Source organism: Maribacter sp. Hel_I_7, from assembly GCF_000688315.1.
GTDB classification, from domain to species: Bacteria; Bacteroidota; Bacteroidia; order Flavobacteriales; family Flavobacteriaceae; genus Maribacter; species Maribacter stanieri.
Window position 1 is genome coordinate 987,045 of record NZ_JHZW01000002.1, and the last position, 15,087, is coordinate 1,002,131.

General features: G+C 33.0%; 17 protein-coding genes. 8 read left to right on the plus strand and 9 right to left on the minus strand.

The window, feature by feature from the left end; all coding sequences use genetic code 11:
* Positions 1-999: 999 nt before the first annotated feature.
* Both P178_RS0105770 and P178_RS23165 read right to left on the minus strand, forming a co-directional pair.
* Positions 1,000-1,548, minus strand: a complete 549-nt coding sequence (locus P178_RS0105770; protein ID WP_155941583.1) for a hypothetical protein — start codon at positions 1,546-1,548, stop codon at positions 1,000-1,002.
* Positions 1,549-1,578: 30 nt separating this feature from the next.
* Positions 1,579-1,719 (minus strand): hypothetical protein, encoded by a 141-nt coding sequence (locus tag P178_RS23165; protein ID WP_155941584.1) that lies wholly within the window; start codon positions 1,717-1,719, stop codon positions 1,579-1,581.
* Positions 1,720-2,025: 306 nt separating this feature from the next.
* Here P178_RS23165 and P178_RS0105780 point away from each other — a divergent pair, with 306 nt between their 5' ends.
* Positions 2,026-2,760 carry a LytR/AlgR family response regulator transcription factor gene (locus P178_RS0105780; protein WP_027065323.1) on the plus strand — a complete coding sequence of 245 codons (735 nt, stop codon included), beginning with the start codon at positions 2,026-2,028 and terminating at the stop codon, positions 2,758-2,760.
* A 102-nt stretch (positions 2,761-2,862) separates the two neighbouring features.
* Positions 2,863-4,752: a tetratricopeptide repeat protein gene (locus tag P178_RS0105785; protein WP_231500507.1), complete on the plus strand. Its 1,890-nt coding sequence runs from the start codon at positions 2,863-2,865 to the stop codon at positions 4,750-4,752.
* Here P178_RS0105785 and P178_RS0105790 read toward each other — a convergent pair.
* Positions 4,745-5,314, minus strand: coding sequence for a DUF3109 family protein (locus P178_RS0105790; protein ID WP_027065325.1), 570 nt, complete (start codon positions 5,312-5,314; stop codon positions 4,745-4,747). The genes P178_RS0105785 and P178_RS0105790 overlap by 8 nt on opposite strands.
* Positions 5,315-5,430: 116 nt before the next feature.
* Here P178_RS0105790 and P178_RS0105795 point away from each other — a divergent pair, with 116 nt between their 5' ends.
* Together P178_RS0105795 and P178_RS0105800 are read left to right on the plus strand one after the other, a co-directional pair.
* Entirely contained in the window at positions 5,431-6,009 is a 579-nt protein-coding gene (locus P178_RS0105795) for a MarC family protein (protein ID WP_027065326.1), read from the plus strand.
* Positions 6,010-6,045: 36 nt separating this feature from the next.
* Positions 6,046-6,249 carry a hypothetical protein gene (locus P178_RS0105800; protein WP_027065327.1) on the plus strand — a complete coding sequence of 68 codons (204 nt, stop codon included), beginning with the start codon at positions 6,046-6,048 and terminating at the stop codon, positions 6,247-6,249.
* Here the strand turns inward: P178_RS0105800 and P178_RS0105805 are convergent.
* The 4 genes from P178_RS0105805 to P178_RS0105820 all read right to left on the minus strand — a co-directional run bounded on the left by P178_RS0105805 (position 6,246) and on the right by P178_RS0105820 (position 9,763).
* The gene (locus P178_RS0105805; RefSeq protein WP_027065328.1) at positions 6,246-7,874 is read right to left on the minus strand and encodes a S41 family peptidase; all 1,629 of its coding nucleotides are present in this window, start codon (positions 7,872-7,874) and stop codon (positions 6,246-6,248) included. The genes P178_RS0105800 and P178_RS0105805 overlap by 4 nt on opposite strands.
* A gap of 14 nt (positions 7,875-7,888) precedes the next feature.
* Complete coding sequence (locus P178_RS0105810; protein WP_027065329.1) at positions 7,889-8,326, minus strand: deoxycytidylate deaminase; 438 nt, start codon at positions 8,324-8,326, stop codon at positions 7,889-7,891.
* Positions 8,327-8,411: 85 nt separating this feature from the next.
* A complete protein-coding gene (locus tag P178_RS0105815; protein WP_027065330.1) occupies positions 8,412-8,996 on the minus strand; it encodes a HupE/UreJ family protein in 585 nt (194 codons plus the stop codon).
* 26 nt (positions 8,997-9,022) lie between these two features.
* The gene (locus P178_RS0105820; protein WP_027065331.1) at positions 9,023-9,763 is read right to left on the minus strand and encodes a TerB family tellurite resistance protein; all 741 of its coding nucleotides are present in this window, start codon (positions 9,761-9,763) and stop codon (positions 9,023-9,025) included.
* A 129-nt stretch (positions 9,764-9,892) separates the two neighbouring features.
* On the opposite strand from P178_RS0105820, the gene P178_RS0105825 reads away from it, so the two are divergent.
* From P178_RS0105825 to P178_RS0105835, 3 genes are all read left to right on the plus strand, one after another.
* Positions 9,893-10,303 carry a BrxA/BrxB family bacilliredoxin gene (locus P178_RS0105825; RefSeq protein ID WP_027065332.1) on the plus strand — a complete coding sequence of 137 codons (411 nt, stop codon included), beginning with the start codon at positions 9,893-9,895 and terminating at the stop codon, positions 10,301-10,303.
* Positions 10,304-10,537: 234 nt separating this feature from the next.
* Positions 10,538-11,122 carry a lysophospholipid acyltransferase family protein gene (locus P178_RS0105830; protein WP_316929996.1) on the plus strand — a complete coding sequence of 195 codons (585 nt, stop codon included), beginning with the start codon at positions 10,538-10,540 and terminating at the stop codon, positions 11,120-11,122.
* Positions 11,119-11,799: an HD domain-containing protein gene (locus P178_RS0105835; protein WP_027065334.1), complete on the plus strand. Its 681-nt coding sequence runs from the start codon at positions 11,119-11,121 to the stop codon at positions 11,797-11,799. The genes P178_RS0105830 and P178_RS0105835 overlap by 4 nt, the downstream gene beginning before the upstream one ends.
* An 80-nt stretch (positions 11,800-11,879) precedes the next feature.
* On the opposite strand, the gene P178_RS0105840 is transcribed toward P178_RS0105835, so the two are convergent.
* Positions 11,880-13,310, minus strand: coding sequence for a glycosyltransferase (locus P178_RS0105840; RefSeq protein WP_051638188.1), 1,431 nt, complete (start codon positions 13,308-13,310; stop codon positions 11,880-11,882).
* Positions 13,311-13,561: 251 nt separating this feature from the next.
* Between P178_RS0105840 and P178_RS0105845 the strand changes: the two genes are divergently transcribed.
* Complete coding sequence (locus P178_RS0105845; protein ID WP_027065336.1) at positions 13,562-13,996, plus strand: endo-arabinase; 435 nt, start codon at positions 13,562-13,564, stop codon at positions 13,994-13,996.
* 2 nt (positions 13,997-13,998) lie between these two features.
* Here P178_RS0105845 and P178_RS0105850 read toward each other — a convergent pair whose 3' ends face one another.
* A complete protein-coding gene (locus tag P178_RS0105850; protein ID WP_027065337.1) occupies positions 13,999-15,072 on the minus strand; it encodes a PA0069 family radical SAM protein in 1,074 nt (357 codons plus the stop codon).
* Between the last annotated feature and the right edge of the window lie 15 nt (positions 15,073-15,087).

Below are 15,087 nucleotides of genomic sequence, written 5' to 3' on the forward strand. Positions count from 1 at the left end.
AAAAACTATCATTTTTTTGATATTTAGATTGTACAAAAGAGCATAATATGCATTTCATCGAATAAATAAGCACAATTCGATGAAATGCAATATCAGTATGTAAGAATTAACTTACTTATTCGTTCTTTTGTATATGTCCCAATACCTACAAACATTATTCGTCTACGCTGGATTGCTTCTAGCCTCAAAATTATCCTTTTATATCTATAAGGGTATTAAGTCAAATTCATTTGAATTACTACAAATGAAATTAATGGCTAAATGGTTTAACTTTAAAAATATACTAAAAGTAAGTTTTCATAGTTTATTTAATGATACGATCAAGTTTCCGTAATCCAAAATAAAAATTTGTCCGTATATAACTTATACTCCAATACTTAAGCTATGGAAAACTATATAACAATATTAATGATATATGCAGCTGCGTTAATTTTTACGACAGTATTAAAGCCCTATATCATAAACGATAAATAAGATTCCCCTTACTTAACCTCGGCTTAGCCGTATATAAAAAAGACCCCTTAATTTGGGGTCTTTTTTATTCTCTATCTTAAAATGTACGCTAACAACTTAGAGCGAGGCTTTCATATCTGATGGAACAAAGGGATAATTGTTCTATCTAAGTTATATTCCTAAAGTAAAAATCATCCCTCCACCAATTTAGCTAATAGTTATTCATTACGATTTAAAATTATAAAATCTTATGCGATAGAAGCGTCAATAGCAAATTAATTAACTGAATAGACTACTACTCTTTTATAAAGTAAGCATATAAAAATTAAATTATAAAATGTAGCTAAGTTGATTGTGGAGATAAAAAATGTACGGTCCCACTAATGTTTCTTTTATGAAAAATGCCCACCAAGTCTAATAAAGGTAGTTCCCCCGAAACCTTTTCTTAGAACGTAATCATACGACGAATCGTAGTTATACTTATTTTGGCGCTCAAACATTAGATATAAGATAACATACACTATCCTATAAAGAACCGTACTAAATTTAAATTTTTAGATCCGCACTAAAAGAACCCTTGACTTTCAAAGATTCTCCATTGGCATTTTCTAGTTGCACCTCCAACTTTCCACCAACATTGTCAGTGTAGTTTTCAGTAATAGTAATATCACCTGATTTCACAAAATATGGCAGCTCGCTTACACCAGCTAAATCTGCAAAACCATAGACCCCTCTAAAATTATTAATTAGATGGTCTAGTTTTTTTATTTTATATACCCCAGCTGGCACGCCATGCTGTTTTTTCTTATTATTTGCGATCACAAATTCAAATTTCTGAATTTGATCAACACCACATGTGGTAAAATTTAATAATAGCTTATCGATCTTATTACCATCTTTATCTTCTTCAATACTGCTTGTGAATATTGCGGCACCATCAATATGAAAACTTAAACTTCCGTCAACATTAAAACTACAAGTACCTAACTCTATAATAGAATTATTAACATCACATTTAGAACCACCTGACACAAGAATAAATGGTATAACACCAAAGCAAAACATTTTTAAAGACTTTCCTAAAACCTGTATCATTTTCAACATGGTATGAAATTAGATTTATAGTTATGGTTTATCTATTAGATGTTTTTGCTCTTCAAAAGCAATGGTTAAATTTTCATTCGAAGTTTCATCTTCATTCATGAACTGAGAAGCAATCACTAAGACTACTATTAACAATGCCAACATTATGCTGCACTTTCTCATATCAATTTCTCTATAACATATTGATGTTCTCTGCTAAAGGTAATTTTAAGCTGAAAACTCATTACCCTAATTTGTATAACCTGCATCTTTTTATGTATAAACGGAAGGCACAAATCTTAGAAAATGAATCAAATATATAATTTGTAGTATTTTTCTTTCTTTTAATAGTGATAGTTGTAATTTTTACACCTTTAATCCAAAATATACCGATTACACTATAATTACATCCATTGATACAAAATAGCTCATGAAAGCAGTACAAGCGCTTAAAATTTCATAACTTTCTAACTTGATACCGAATCTTTTATGCTACAAGCTGTAATAGTTGATGACGAAATTAAAGCACTACAAAGCTTAACATGGGAGCTTACTAATTTTAGTGATGAAATAAATGTAATTGCCTCATTTACAAATCCAAATGAAGCACTTTCCTATTTAGATAAGAACACCCCAGATTGTCTATTTTTAGATATAGAAATGCCGACTATGGACGGCTTTCAATTTATCAAAAAACTAACCAACAAGAATTTTCCGGTAGTTATTACAACAGCATATAACCAATATGCACTCAAAGCAATAAAAAGTCAAGCGTTAGACTATTTATTAAAACCTATTGATACAGATGATCTTGAGGAGACAATCGTTAAGATCAAAAAATTTAATAGCAAAAATTTCTCTGTTGAAAAATTAGAAATGGCTCTTTTAAATTATAACTCTAGATCTGTACATAAACGTATTACCCTAAATACGGATGGTAAACTCTTATTTCTTGAAAGTGATGAAATACTATATGCAGAATCTGACGGAAATTATAGTACCATTTTTTTAACGGACGGTCAAAAAATAGTATTGACCAAAAAATTAAAAGAGGTCAATGACCTACTACCATCAGACTCATTTTTTAGAATTCACAATTCATACATCATCAATCTCAATAAAATAAAAGAGTTCTTAAAAACCGATGGTTATGTCGTGTTGAAATCGAACCACAAAATACCCGTATCTAGACAAAAAAAATCAGATTTCTTAGATTTGTTATAATCCTTTAAAAAGTTTTTATTCATCTAACAATTAAGCATATTCTCAAAAATTATAGTGTATAAATCCAAGTGCAAATTTCTATTCTTCTTATTGTACACTTTAGTGCTATCACACCTTAGTTACTCACAAGAAATACCTGATACTTTAAAGGAAAAAGTAGATAGCCTGCTATTGAAAACTCCAAAAACATGCCAAGAGATTGATATGTTTTTAGAACCATTTAGCAATGACAGCATTTCTTTACGGTACATAGAAACCAAATCTATCTCTAAAAAGTACTTATTAGGGCAAGCATATGCATTAAATCAACTAGGTAGTATTTACAGAGACTTAACGCAATACACCAAAGCACTAGAATTATATCAAAAAGCTTTAAGAGCATCTGTTGAGGCAGATAATATTGAGTTTAGAGTTTATACGCTAAATATGATCAGTACGGTCTACAGACGTACAGAAGCTGTTAAATCTGCATTAGACTATAGTCAAGAAGCCTTAGAACTAGCGGAAACTGTAATTGAACCAAATATTGGCTTAAAAAAAAGTATCATAACATCCCTTAATAGTATTGCTGGCATCTATCAAATGTTAGAACAATATGATCTTGCTATTGAAAAATACGAGAATTCTATGATTCTTGAAAAGCAATTAGACGATAAGGAAGCTTTAGCAGTAAATCATCAAAATTTGGGTGAATGCTATGAATCTCAAGCAAAATTAGAAGATGCATTAAAGAATTTTAGAAAATCTCTTGTCTACAATGAAATGGTTGGCTCTAATAGAGGGAAAATAATATGTAATTATAGCATTGCTCATGTTTATGTTCATTTAGGAAAAATAGACGAAGCAACCACTATTTTACAGAATAATTTATTAAAAGCTATTTCGCTTGGAGACGAAAAAATAATTACGACCATTTATATAAATTTAGGCTGGGCATTAATACGCTTAGGAGATTATGACAACGCAGAGGTTAATCTTGAATCTGGTCTTGCCTTGGCTAAAACTAATAATTTAAATTCCGAAATAGCAGAAGCAAACAAGTTTCTATCTGAACTCTGGATTAAGCGTGATGATTATGAAAAGGGGATGAGCTACTTTAAGGAATCTAGGAAGTACGAGGAACGCATTACCAATTCACTTAACCTTCGTTATGTAAATGATATGATTTTGCGTTATGAGTCGCAAATGAGAGCCAACCAATTAGAGCGCCTTGCCGAAGAAAATGAAACGGTTCGTTTAAAACTTAAGAAAAACAGGACTATGCTGACCATCATCGGTATATTTTTAATCTTACTAATAGGAATCTTATACATTTTATACCGCCAGAGCCAGTTGAATGCAGATAAAAAGCTGTTAACTCTTGAACAGAGTATGCTACGTAGTCAAATGAATCCGCACTTCTTGTTTAATTCACTGAACTCCATTAAATTATATATTATAAATAATGAAAAAAAGAATGCCGTTCATTATTTAAACAAGTTTTCTAAATTGGTACGAAAGATATTAGAAGCATCATCTCAACGAGAGATTTCATTGGCAGACGAATTAGAGACCGTTGAGTTATATATGAATATCGAGAATATTAGATTCTCAAATGAGATCAATTTTAATATTCATATTAAAGATGATATTGATACACATAACATAAAAATACCATCGCTTATTCTACAGCCTTTTTTAGAGAACGCCTTATGGCATGGGCTATCATCTAAAGATGGATCAAAAAATATAGATTTAGAAATTAAAAAAGGTAAAAACGGTTTTATAGAAATCGTTATTACAGACAACGGTGTAGGTAGAGATGCTGCAGAAAAAATTAAGGACAATAAACTTCTAAAGAGAAAATCTGTGGGTATAGATATTACTAAAGAACGATTGGCAAATTTTTCTCGGGATTATGAAAATTACTTCCATGTAGATATTATTGACAAATTTGATGACAATACCAAACCTATTGGAACACAAATAGTAATTTATATACCTACTATTTAAGATGGTCTTTTGCAACCACTTCTAGCTCAGTATACCAATCTTCACCAAATTTTCTAATTAGGGCTTCCTTAACGAATTTATACACCGGAACTTTCAACTCATCGCCCAAAGCACAAGCAGGGTCACAAATTTGCCATTTATGGTAGTTAACTGCAGTCAGTTCAGTATACTCACGCACACGTATTGGGTACAAATGGCATGAAACAGGTTTCTTCCACTTAATCTTTCCTTGATTATACGCCTCTTCTATACCACATTTAGCAATCTTCTTATCATCAAAAATTACATAGGCACATTCACTTCCGTTAACTAACGGGGTTTCCCATTCACCATCTTCACCTTTTACAAAAGCACCTTGATCTTCAATAACCGCAATACCTTCTGGGCGTAAAAAAGGTTTAACTTTTGAATAGATGTCAACCATGATTTCTGTTTCAGAATCTTCTACAGGCGCACCTGCTTCACCATCAACACAGCAACCACCTTTGCATGCACTAAGATTGCAAACAAAATCGTTTTCGATTATTTCTTCCGATACTATAGTTTTCCCTAATTGAAACATGACCTAATTTAAAGGGCGCAAGATACATTTTTTTAAAAGGCAATGGTCTTAGAAAATTTTAAGAATAAACATCCAAGTGCATATTTATAAACGTAAATTTGCAAAAAATTTGAAGGATGGAATTTCATTTTGATTTAAGGGAGATCGCTACCGCAAGTATGGTGTTGTTTGCTGTAATTGATATTTTAGGTAGTATTCCTATTATTATTGGGCTTAGAAAAAAGGTAGGTCATATTCAATCTGAAAAGGCATCTGTTGTTGCCGCTGTTATTATGGTGGCGTTTCTTTTTCTTGGAGAAGAGATTTTAAATTTAATAGGAATAGATGTAAATTCATTTGCTGTTGCCGGTGCATTCATCATATTCTTTTTAGCTATTGAAATGATTTTAGGCATTCAGCTATATAAAGATGATGAACCTGAAAGTGCTTCTATAGTGCCTATTGCCTTTCCATTAATTGCAGGAGCGGGTACGCTAACATCTTTACTTTCTTTAAGAGCTGAATACTTTGTAGAAAACATTATTATCGCAATTATCGTAAATATTATTTTTGTTTTTATCGTACTTAAATCGTCGGTAAAAATTGAAAAAATGTTGGGTAAAAACGGAGTAAATGTTATTAGAAAAGTATTTGGTGTAATTCTTATGGCAATTGCTGTTAAATTATTTGCAGCAAACATTAATGAACTTTTCTAGACCACTAGAAGGTTGTATTTTTATAAAAACAAGTTTATGAGCAAGACAATATCCATTATTTTTATAGTAGTTGCAATAGGTCTTATAGCCTATAATGTAACCTTGGTAAATTTTGCAGACCCATTTGAAAAAAACAGCACAATAGCACTTATAGGAATTATGGCTTCTTTATGCGCTATAGTTCTTCTATTGGTATTTATTACCAGCAAAAAGATTCAAGACAAAATAAATAAGGATTAATTACTGGCTTTTATACGGCTAGATTCTTCTTGCTCAATAATACTACCACTATCTAATTCTAATACCTTTTGAAGCATGAGGTCTTCATCTGCTTTTATTTTAGCGTGTATATTGGTATTAAATAACTGTTCAGCAATGTTAGCTTTTAAAAACTGCTTGATACTTTTCTCGTAGTCATAAAAATTCATTCTTAAATTTCTATTTACAGAATACTCTACAAATTTTTCAAAAAGAATATCATCTACCCTAAAATCGTTCACAAATTCCTCTTGGGAATATTGAGCATATCTTTCACGGTCATCTTCTAAATGCTCAAATACAAAGAAGGAAAGAAAACCTAAATTATCCATACTTTCAACCGCTTCCTCTTCATTACTTCCAATAGGCACAAACACATCAGGAATAATACCACCACCACCATAAACCACTTTTCCTTTAGGTGTAGTGAATTTTAGTGAATCCGCTACTTTAATACTATCTACAGAAATCATTTCTCCGCTATGGAACCTATCTGTAAAACGTTGATAATAATCTTTAGTACCGTTAGCATACGTTTTTTGAATACTTCTTCCTGTAGGCGTATAATATCTAGAAACAGTAAGTCTTACTGCCGAACCATCGCCTAGTGCCATTTCTCGTTGTACCAATCCTTTTCCAAAAGAGCGACGACCTACAATTGTACCCACGTCATTATCCTGTAATGCTCCAGCAACAATTTCACTTGCAGATGCAGACCTTTCGTTGATAAGCACATAAATAGGCTTATCTTCAAAACTACCTTCATCCGTAGCAAAACTCTTGTTTATTTTACCTTTTTTGTTCTTGGTGAACAAGATAAGTTTACCATCCTCTAGAAACTCATCTGCCATTTCCTCTGCCATACCTAAATAGCCACCAGGGTTATCTCGCAGATCAAGCACTAATTTCTTAGCACCACGCTTTTGTAATCTTACTAAGGCATCCTTAAACTCTTTGTAAGTTGATTCTGCAAATCGGTTGACCTTAATATACCCAATGTCTTTGGTTAGCATATAAAACGCATCAACACTTTTTAAAGGAACAATTCCCCTCCTAACCTTTACATCAAACGTTCTATTTTCTGCTTTTCTATATACCGTAAGAGTAACAGAAGAACCTTCTATACCTTTTAATTTATCTACAATAATTTCGCTAGGAAAATCTTTACCGTATAAGGTGTCTTTATCTGCCATTAAGATACGATCGCCAGGTAGTATGCCTTTTACAAAACTTGGACCATCCTTAACTGTTTTTATAACTGCAATAGTATCGTGATATGAGTAAAAATTAATACCAATACCTACGAAATCACCCTTCATATTTTCAGTTACACCAGACATCTCTTTTTCAGAAATATAAACTGAATGCGGATCTAGTTTTTCTAAAATACTATTTACGGTAACATCAACAATGCTATCCGTATTAACATCATCTACATATTCATAGTCAATGTAATCTATAAGTCGGTTGAGTTTATCCTTTTTTGAATTGGTCGAAAAAAGCCTTTCTGGAGAATCGTTAAAATTCAGTTTTCCACCAATAAAAAACCCTAATGCAAGCGCAGAAGCGATAATTAAAGGGAATAGAGCACTGTATTTTTTATTCATCATTAGTGTAAACGTTAGATAGTAACATTTATTTCTGGCATGTGTTGTAATTCGACCCCGGCTTTTTCTAAAAACTGCAAACCAGAATCATCTTTATACCCAACTTGATACACTACACGTTTAATGCCAGATTGGTGTATAAGCTTACTACATTCTCTACAAGGCGATAATGTGATGTATAAAGTAGCACCTTGACAAGACTGTGTAGAAGCTGCTACTTTAAGTATGGCATTAGCCTCCGCATGCAAAACATACCATTTGGTATACCCCTCTTCATCTTCACAATAATTCTCAAAGCCGGTAGGTGTACCGTTGTATCCGTCAGAAATAATCATTCTATCTTTTACAATTATGGCACCCACTTGCTTTCGCTTACAAGAAGATAACATACCCCACTCTTTGGCCATTCTTAAATAGGCCCTATCATATTTTAATTGTTTTTCTTTCTTCATCTATAATCGGCTTTAAAAAAGCACATAACTCTAAGGTACCCGCTTTACTATGCAAGGCAATAGCTTAAACTAAAATTTAACAGTCTTAAAAAGGAAATGTTTCATAAAGTAACGGAAGTGTTATTAATATAATTAAAATGCTACCTACCAATATGAATATACTTTGTTTGACCTTTAGTATAGTTTGAACTACATATGCTAACACTAATACCAAAAGAACTATGATTACTTGAGAAATTTCAATACCGCCAGCAAAACCCAATAAAGGCGCTAATTTATCTTCTGCTCCCATAATCATCATTTTAAAATAATTAGAGAATCCAAAACCATGTATCAGTCCAAAAAAACCTGTTGCCAGTACATGGAACCATATTGTCCTATCTTCTAGCTTATCATTACTATCAACCAAATTGAACAATGCCGTACTTACTATGGTTACGGGAATCAAAAACTCGATCCATGTTGCTTCTATAACTAATATCTCATAAACTGAGAACACTAAGGCTAAACAATGTGTAAAAGTAAAAACAGTAGCTAGCAACAAAACATTTTTCCAACTTTTAAAAGTAAAAGGAAGTGCCAAGGCTGCTAAAAACAATATATGATCATATGCATTTATGTCCAACACATGTTGTAACCCTAATTCTATATAAAACCAAAATTCTTGCATTATTCTAATTTTAAACGATTATTCCCTTAATTTAAACCACGCTCCTTTTGTATAGTCTCGTAAGCTGTCTGCACTTGTTTAAACTTTTCTTCAGCACCTTTTTTTATGGCCTCATCTTGAGTGTTTACTCTATCTGGATGATATTTTTTAGCCATTTCCCTATATGCCTTTTTAACCTCAGCATCTGTAGCAGATTTTGAGATGTCCAAAATTTTATAAGAGTTGTTCGCAGATTTCACAAACATTGCCTTAATACTATCGAACTCGTTTAACGAAACCCTAAGGTAACCAGCAATTTCACGAATTTTTTGAATTTCAGGATTACTAATACTACCATCTGCCTGCGCTATACCGAATAAGAAATGAAGCAATTGCAAACGCACCTCGTACCGTGTTCGCTGTGCCAAAAAAGTACATACCTTTTGTGCAGATATCTGTCCTTTTTTATTTATTTCATTAAAACTTCTAAAAATAGCATTTGCCTTGTCCTTACCGTACGTACTCACAAAATACTGACGTACATAGTCCATTTCTGTCTGGCTAACTTGCCCATCTGCTTTAATGACAATTGAACATAATGACAGTAGATTAAGCTCAAAATCTGCAGCTGTCACATTAGGTCTTGTATAGTCTTCAAATACGCTACGTGCGTTACCTTTACTAGAGCCAAAAAAATTATCTATTATACTACCGGCAAAAAAGCCTAAAACCGCTCCGGACAAACCTCTTATAAAAAAACCAACTACGGCTCCCAACCATTTAATCATTTCGTATTTTCAATTTTGCCAAAGATAAAATATTACCAATAGAAAGTTAGGCCAATGAAAAGTTAAGGTGTGGATCACTCCTACGACTAATTGATTATCTTTGTAATAGATTAATTAAAATTTAAGATTATGTACCCTGCAGAATTAGTAAAACCAATGAGAGATGATCTGGCTTCTGCCGGATTTGAAGAATTATATACAGCAGATGCAGTAGCAAATGCAATCAATAAGGAAGGAACAACTTTAGTAGTTGTTAACTCTGTTTGTGGTTGTGCAGCGGCTAATGCAAGACCTGCGGCTAAAATGAGCCTACAGAACGATAAAAAACCAGATTTTGCAGTTACTGTATTTGCTGGTGTAGATAAAGAAGCTGTTGATGCGGCAAGAAACCTTATGGTTCCTTTTCCTCCATCTTCTCCATCTATGGCATTATTTAAAAATGGTGAATTAGTTCATATGATTGAGCGTCACCATATTGAAGGTAGACCAGCTGAAATGATAGCTCAGAATTTAGCACAAGCTTACGACGAGTTTTGCTAAAATTTATAGCCTAGGCTATATTCTAATAAAATAATAGGATTAAAAAACCGCTCTAATAGAGCGGTTTTTTATTTTTGTAATATGCAGAAGTTGCTTTCTTATATTCTTACGCCATTTTTTTTCGTGTCCTTTGGGCTATGTTTACTTATTTTTCATCCCATACAATGGTTGGGTTTTAAAATATTTGGGTATGGCGGATTAAAACCTGTAGTTAGTAAGTTAAATTTTTTCCTAATGCGTAGTACTAACATATTAGGAACTACATATAAGTTTACAAATAACTTTGACTTACCTACAAACAGACCTTTGATTATAGTTACCAACCATCAAAGCATGTATGACATTCCACCATTAATTTGGTATATGCGAAAACACCACCCAAAATTTGTGAGTAAAAAAGAATTGGGAAAAGGTATACCAAGTGTATCCTTTAATCTTGTTCATGGTGGCTCTGTGCTTATTGATCGTAACGATGGTAAATCTGCCTTACTTGAAATAGGTAGGTTAGGTACCTATATTGAAGAGCATAAGAGAAGTGCAGTAATATTTCCTGAAGGAACGCGAAGCAGAGACGGGCATCCAAAGGCATTTAAACCTATGGGACTTAAAATGCTTCTTAAAAAAGCACCATCTGCATTGATTGTTCCAATTAGCATAAATAATTCTTGGAAGCTTGTACGTTTTGGACAGTTCCCAATGGGTTTAGGTGCAAAAGTTCAATTAGACGTAAAACAACCCATTGAAAACAATGGAAACTATGATGAACTTATAGAACAAATTGAAGCTTCCGTAGTTAGCGGGATAAATTCCTTTAAATGACCAACTCAGAAATTGTAGAAGAAACCATAACCTTTGTCAAAGAAACTTTGAAAAATGCCGAAGGAGGGCATGATTGGTTTCATATTCAGCGTGTTTTTAACAACAGCATGTTAATCGCAAAGGAAGAGGAAGATGTAAATATTTTGGTTGTAAGCCTTGGTGCTCTTCTTCATGATATTGCTGATGCAAAATTTAATGACGGTGACGAATCTCTTGGTCCTAAAATGGCCGAAGATTTTTTACTAAGCCTTGGTGTTCCAAAAAGAACTATCAACCACGTTACTAATATTATCAAGTATAGCTCATTTAAGGCTAGTTTAACCGATGGTAAGATGAAGAAGAAACTATTCTCATCTAAAGAGCTTAAAGTAGTACAAGATGCGGATCGTTTAGACGCAATTGGCGCAATTGGTATTGCACGGGCATTTAATTATGGCGGATTTAAAAATCGAGCCCTTTATGACCCAAGCATACCACCTAACCTAGACATGACCAAGGAGGAATATAAAAAGTCTGAAGCGCCAACAATTAATCACTTCTACGAAAAATTGTTATTGCTACAAGATAAAATGAATACCGAAACAGGAAAACAACTTGCAGCAGAACGGCATCAATATATGATTGACTTTCTAGAGCAGTTTTATCAAGAATGGAATCCTTTAAAAAATCTAAGCTAGTTTCATTTTTTTCAAAATACAGTATAAAAAAAAGGGTCTCAATTTAAATTGAGACCCTTTACTAATTTTATATCGTAATCTTACTTCTGTGGTAACTCTCTTGTTAACCAACCACTTCTACTTGCTGTTACAATAGCATAAGGAGTAATCCAGAATAAACCGAACGTAAAAAGTACGCTGTAAGAATATGCCCATATAGATTCTGAAAAAGAATATCTTTTTGCATAGAATATTACTGGGAAAGTTGATAAAACCAATATACTTACGAAAGTAGAACTTAAAAATAATAATGGATGTGTAAGTACAAATACTAACATGAACAACACAAATGGGTAACAAAGTACAATTCTTGAGAATTGGCTAAAGAATAATAATCTTGTACCAGTTTTTGGTCCTTTTCTAAAGTTAGTAAATACATACTTAGACATTTGAATGTTCTCACGTACATTACTTCTACCCCATCTAATGAACATTTTATAAAGTCCTTGATATTTTTCAGGAACATTAGTATAAGCAAATGCATTTCTTTGAAATAATACGTGGAAGCCTTGCTTTAAAATCATGTTCGTCATTGCTCTATCTTCACCAATATCTGATGCTTGACCCATGAATGTTTGATTGATCCACTCATCTAAGCAACCGAATACTGCAGTAGCTCTATAAGCTGCTAAAGCACCTGGAGTACATAAAACTGAATTTAAAGTACTTTCAGAAGAACGAACAAATTCAAAACTAAGTGCAAAACTAACGTCTAACATCTTAGGTAAAATCTTGTCATTATTTAAAACACGAATGTTACCTGCAACAGCACCACAGTTTTCATCTACAATAAAAGGACTTACTAAATTTCTCAACGTATCCTTATCAACGATAGAATCACTATCAACCGTTACAAATATCTCACCCGTACCTTCATTAAAACCTCTGTACAAGGCGTGACGCTTACCCATATTCTTAGGTTGCTGACAAACCGAAACTCTATCTCCTAATTCTTTCTTAGCTTCTAACATCCAGTTCCAAGTATCATCTTTACTACCATCGTCGATAGCTAATAATTGAATTTTGTGTTCTGGATAATCACTTTCAGCCAAACTCTTTAAAGTTGCCCAAACTTGTTTTCCTTCATTGTATGCTGGTACAATTACCGTAACAGTTGGTAATTCTTCGTTTGATACCGATGGTATTGCTTTATATTTTAAAAATCTTATAAAAGTATAAATGAAGAAGCTCAATTTAAAAACGAAAAAAACAGCGGCCACAATCATGAAAATTAATCCAATCATTGTGCTTCTTCTCTCTAGATGTAATTGAGTAAAATCGTTTTGTAATATATAAGCTAAGTAAGCCGAACCGAACATTAGCACAAAAGTGCTACCCATTACGAAAATACCCCATGCATTGGCATTTTCAATTAGATGTTTGATTCTAGAAAAGAAAGATTTCTTCTCATTTTTTTCGGTATTATTTTTTAACGTTTTCATATCGTTTTTGGTAGTGTTCTTGGTTTTCATAAATAGTTCTAATATTTATAACATTCCACCTATTTACGCACGTACTCAGCTTTTGGACTTTATTTTAACAAAAGTTTTTAAAGATTTTTTTAGCACTAAACTAATGCACACTATTTAAAATTAACATGCTAATTTAAAACAGTAAAATTTTAACTTATTCCAAATATTTCTCTCATTCTCATACAGTTAAATCAATTATTTATGAAATACCTCATTTTAACCTATATTTAAAAAACATAAATAAATTTTAAATGAAACACGTATTTCTACTACTTCTTTTAACCGTTTCTTTGGGATATGGACAAACTGATGAACAACTGATTATTTCACTTCTTGAGAAAGAATCTGCCACTTGGCGTTCTGGCGATGTAGCTGCTCATGCAGATTGTTGGTCAATACAACCATATAGTAGAATATTTGTATCTACGGGAGATGGAAATAGTATAGATGTACCCCCAGCAATGATGATCAATCCGCCAGAAAATATGATGGGTCAAGGTGGGACATCTAAGAATTCTAATTACAAAATGAATATTAATGGTAATCATGCTTGGGTCAGTCATGATGAGGAATCTACCAATACAGAAGGTGTAAAAGCTTACACTTATGAAATACGCATTTTAGAAAAAATAGAAGGTAGTTGGAAGTTGGTAGGCCAATCTATTCACCCAAGAAAGATGCAATAGTTTTAAAATAATTTTAATTGACCGTCTTTATAAGACTCGTGTAAGCTGATATTCAGTTTAGGAAAGTTTCTTCCTTTAAAATATTTACGTTTGGCTAAACTTACCATATCATGAATTTGAGTAGCAATTATACCCTCTCCTCTACTTCGCACCCCATACCTACTGTCGTTTAATGACCCACCGTGACAATCTTGAATTTGATGTAATACTTTTTCTGCTTTGTAAGGTAGAGTTTTACGAATCCAATCTGTGAATATTTCACCGATAGCTCCATTTAATCGTACTACGGTAAAAGCCATTGAAACAGCACCATGTTCAGAAACGGCTTTTGCCAAATTCAATATTTCATGAGTATTTATACCCGGAATAATAGGAGCGAGCATTGCATTAACCGGAATACCAGCCTCCGACAGCACCTTAATAGCTTCAAGCCTTTTTTTTATTGTTGTAGTTCTAGGTTCTAATATTCTTCTTGTTTCCTCAGATAATGAGGTAACGGAAATATTTACTCCAATTAATCCGTGTGCATTTAATTCCTTAAGTATATCCAAATCTCGTAAAATAAGAGCATTCTTGGTGATGATACCTACGGGGTGTCTATACTTTAAAAACACCTCTAAAGATTTTCGAGTTAATTCAAATTCCCGTTCAGCTGGCTGGTAACAGTCCGTATTCCCAGACATTACAATAGTGCAAGCTTTCCATTTTTTGCTTTTAAGTTTCGCTTCTAAAAGTTTTGGAGCATCATGTTTTACTAAAATTTTCCGTTCAAAATCTAATCCGGCACTATAACCCCAAAATTCATGAGCGTTTCTGGCATAACAATAGATACACCCATGCTCACAACCTTGATACATATTCATAGAGTAACTCATACCCACATCTGGGCTAGTTACTTTATTCAATATTGATTTTGGAAAAATGGGAATGTATTGAGTTTTGTTTCTATCGGCAATTTCCCCTTCTACACGGCAGAATTCGAGGAAATCGTCTCGGGTTTCATAACTGTACGCAGAAAATTTATTGTTCGTATTTTTTTGGGCACCTCTGCCCTTAACCGGAGAAACAGAATTCATTAATATTAGGATTTA

Excerpts from the sequence above, each read along its gene's own strand:
- P178_RS0105835 (WP_027065334.1), top strand. The coding sequence starts at position 11,119 with ATGACCAACTCAGAAATTGTAGAAGAAACCATAACCTTTGTCAAAGAA.
- P178_RS0105830 (WP_316929996.1), top strand. The coding sequence starts at position 10,538 with ATGCGTAGTACTAACATATTAGGAACTACATATAAGTTTACAAATAAC.
- P178_RS0105805 (WP_027065328.1), bottom strand. The coding sequence starts at position 7,874 with ATGAATAAAAAATACAGTGCTCTATTCCCTTTAATTATCGCTTCTGCG.
- P178_RS0105780 (WP_027065323.1), top strand. The coding sequence starts at position 2,026 with ATGCTACAAGCTGTAATAGTTGATGACGAAATTAAAGCACTACAAAGC.
- P178_RS23165 (WP_155941584.1), bottom strand. The coding sequence starts at position 1,719 with ATGAGAAAGTGCAGCATAATGTTGGCATTGTTAATAGTAGTCTTAGTG.
- P178_RS0105845 (WP_027065336.1), top strand. The coding sequence starts at position 13,562 with ATGAAACACGTATTTCTACTACTTCTTTTAACCGTTTCTTTGGGATAT.
- P178_RS0105840 (WP_051638188.1), bottom strand. The coding sequence starts at position 13,310 with ATGAAAACCAAGAACACTACCAAAAACGATATGAAAACGTTAAAAAAT.
- P178_RS0105795 (WP_027065326.1), top strand. The coding sequence starts at position 5,431 with ATGGAATTTCATTTTGATTTAAGGGAGATCGCTACCGCAAGTATGGTG.
- P178_RS0105790 (WP_027065325.1), bottom strand. The coding sequence starts at position 5,314 with ATGTTTCAATTAGGGAAAACTATAGTATCGGAAGAAATAATCGAAAAC.
- P178_RS0105810 (WP_027065329.1), bottom strand. The coding sequence starts at position 8,326 with ATGAAGAAAGAAAAACAATTAAAATATGATAGGGCCTATTTAAGAATG.
- P178_RS0105770 (WP_155941583.1), bottom strand. The coding sequence starts at position 1,548 with ATGATACAGGTTTTAGGAAAGTCTTTAAAAATGTTTTGCTTTGGTGTT.
- P178_RS0105800 (WP_027065327.1), top strand. The coding sequence starts at position 6,046 with ATGAGCAAGACAATATCCATTATTTTTATAGTAGTTGCAATAGGTCTT.
- P178_RS0105815 (WP_027065330.1), bottom strand. The coding sequence starts at position 8,996 with ATGCAAGAATTTTGGTTTTATATAGAATTAGGGTTACAACATGTGTTG.
- P178_RS0105825 (WP_027065332.1), top strand. The coding sequence starts at position 9,893 with ATGTACCCTGCAGAATTAGTAAAACCAATGAGAGATGATCTGGCTTCT.
- P178_RS0105850 (WP_027065337.1), bottom strand. The coding sequence starts at position 15,072 with ATGAATTCTGTTTCTCCGGTTAAGGGCAGAGGTGCCCAAAAAAATACG.
- P178_RS0105820 (WP_027065331.1), bottom strand. The coding sequence starts at position 9,763 with ATGATTAAATGGTTGGGAGCCGTAGTTGGTTTTTTTATAAGAGGTTTG.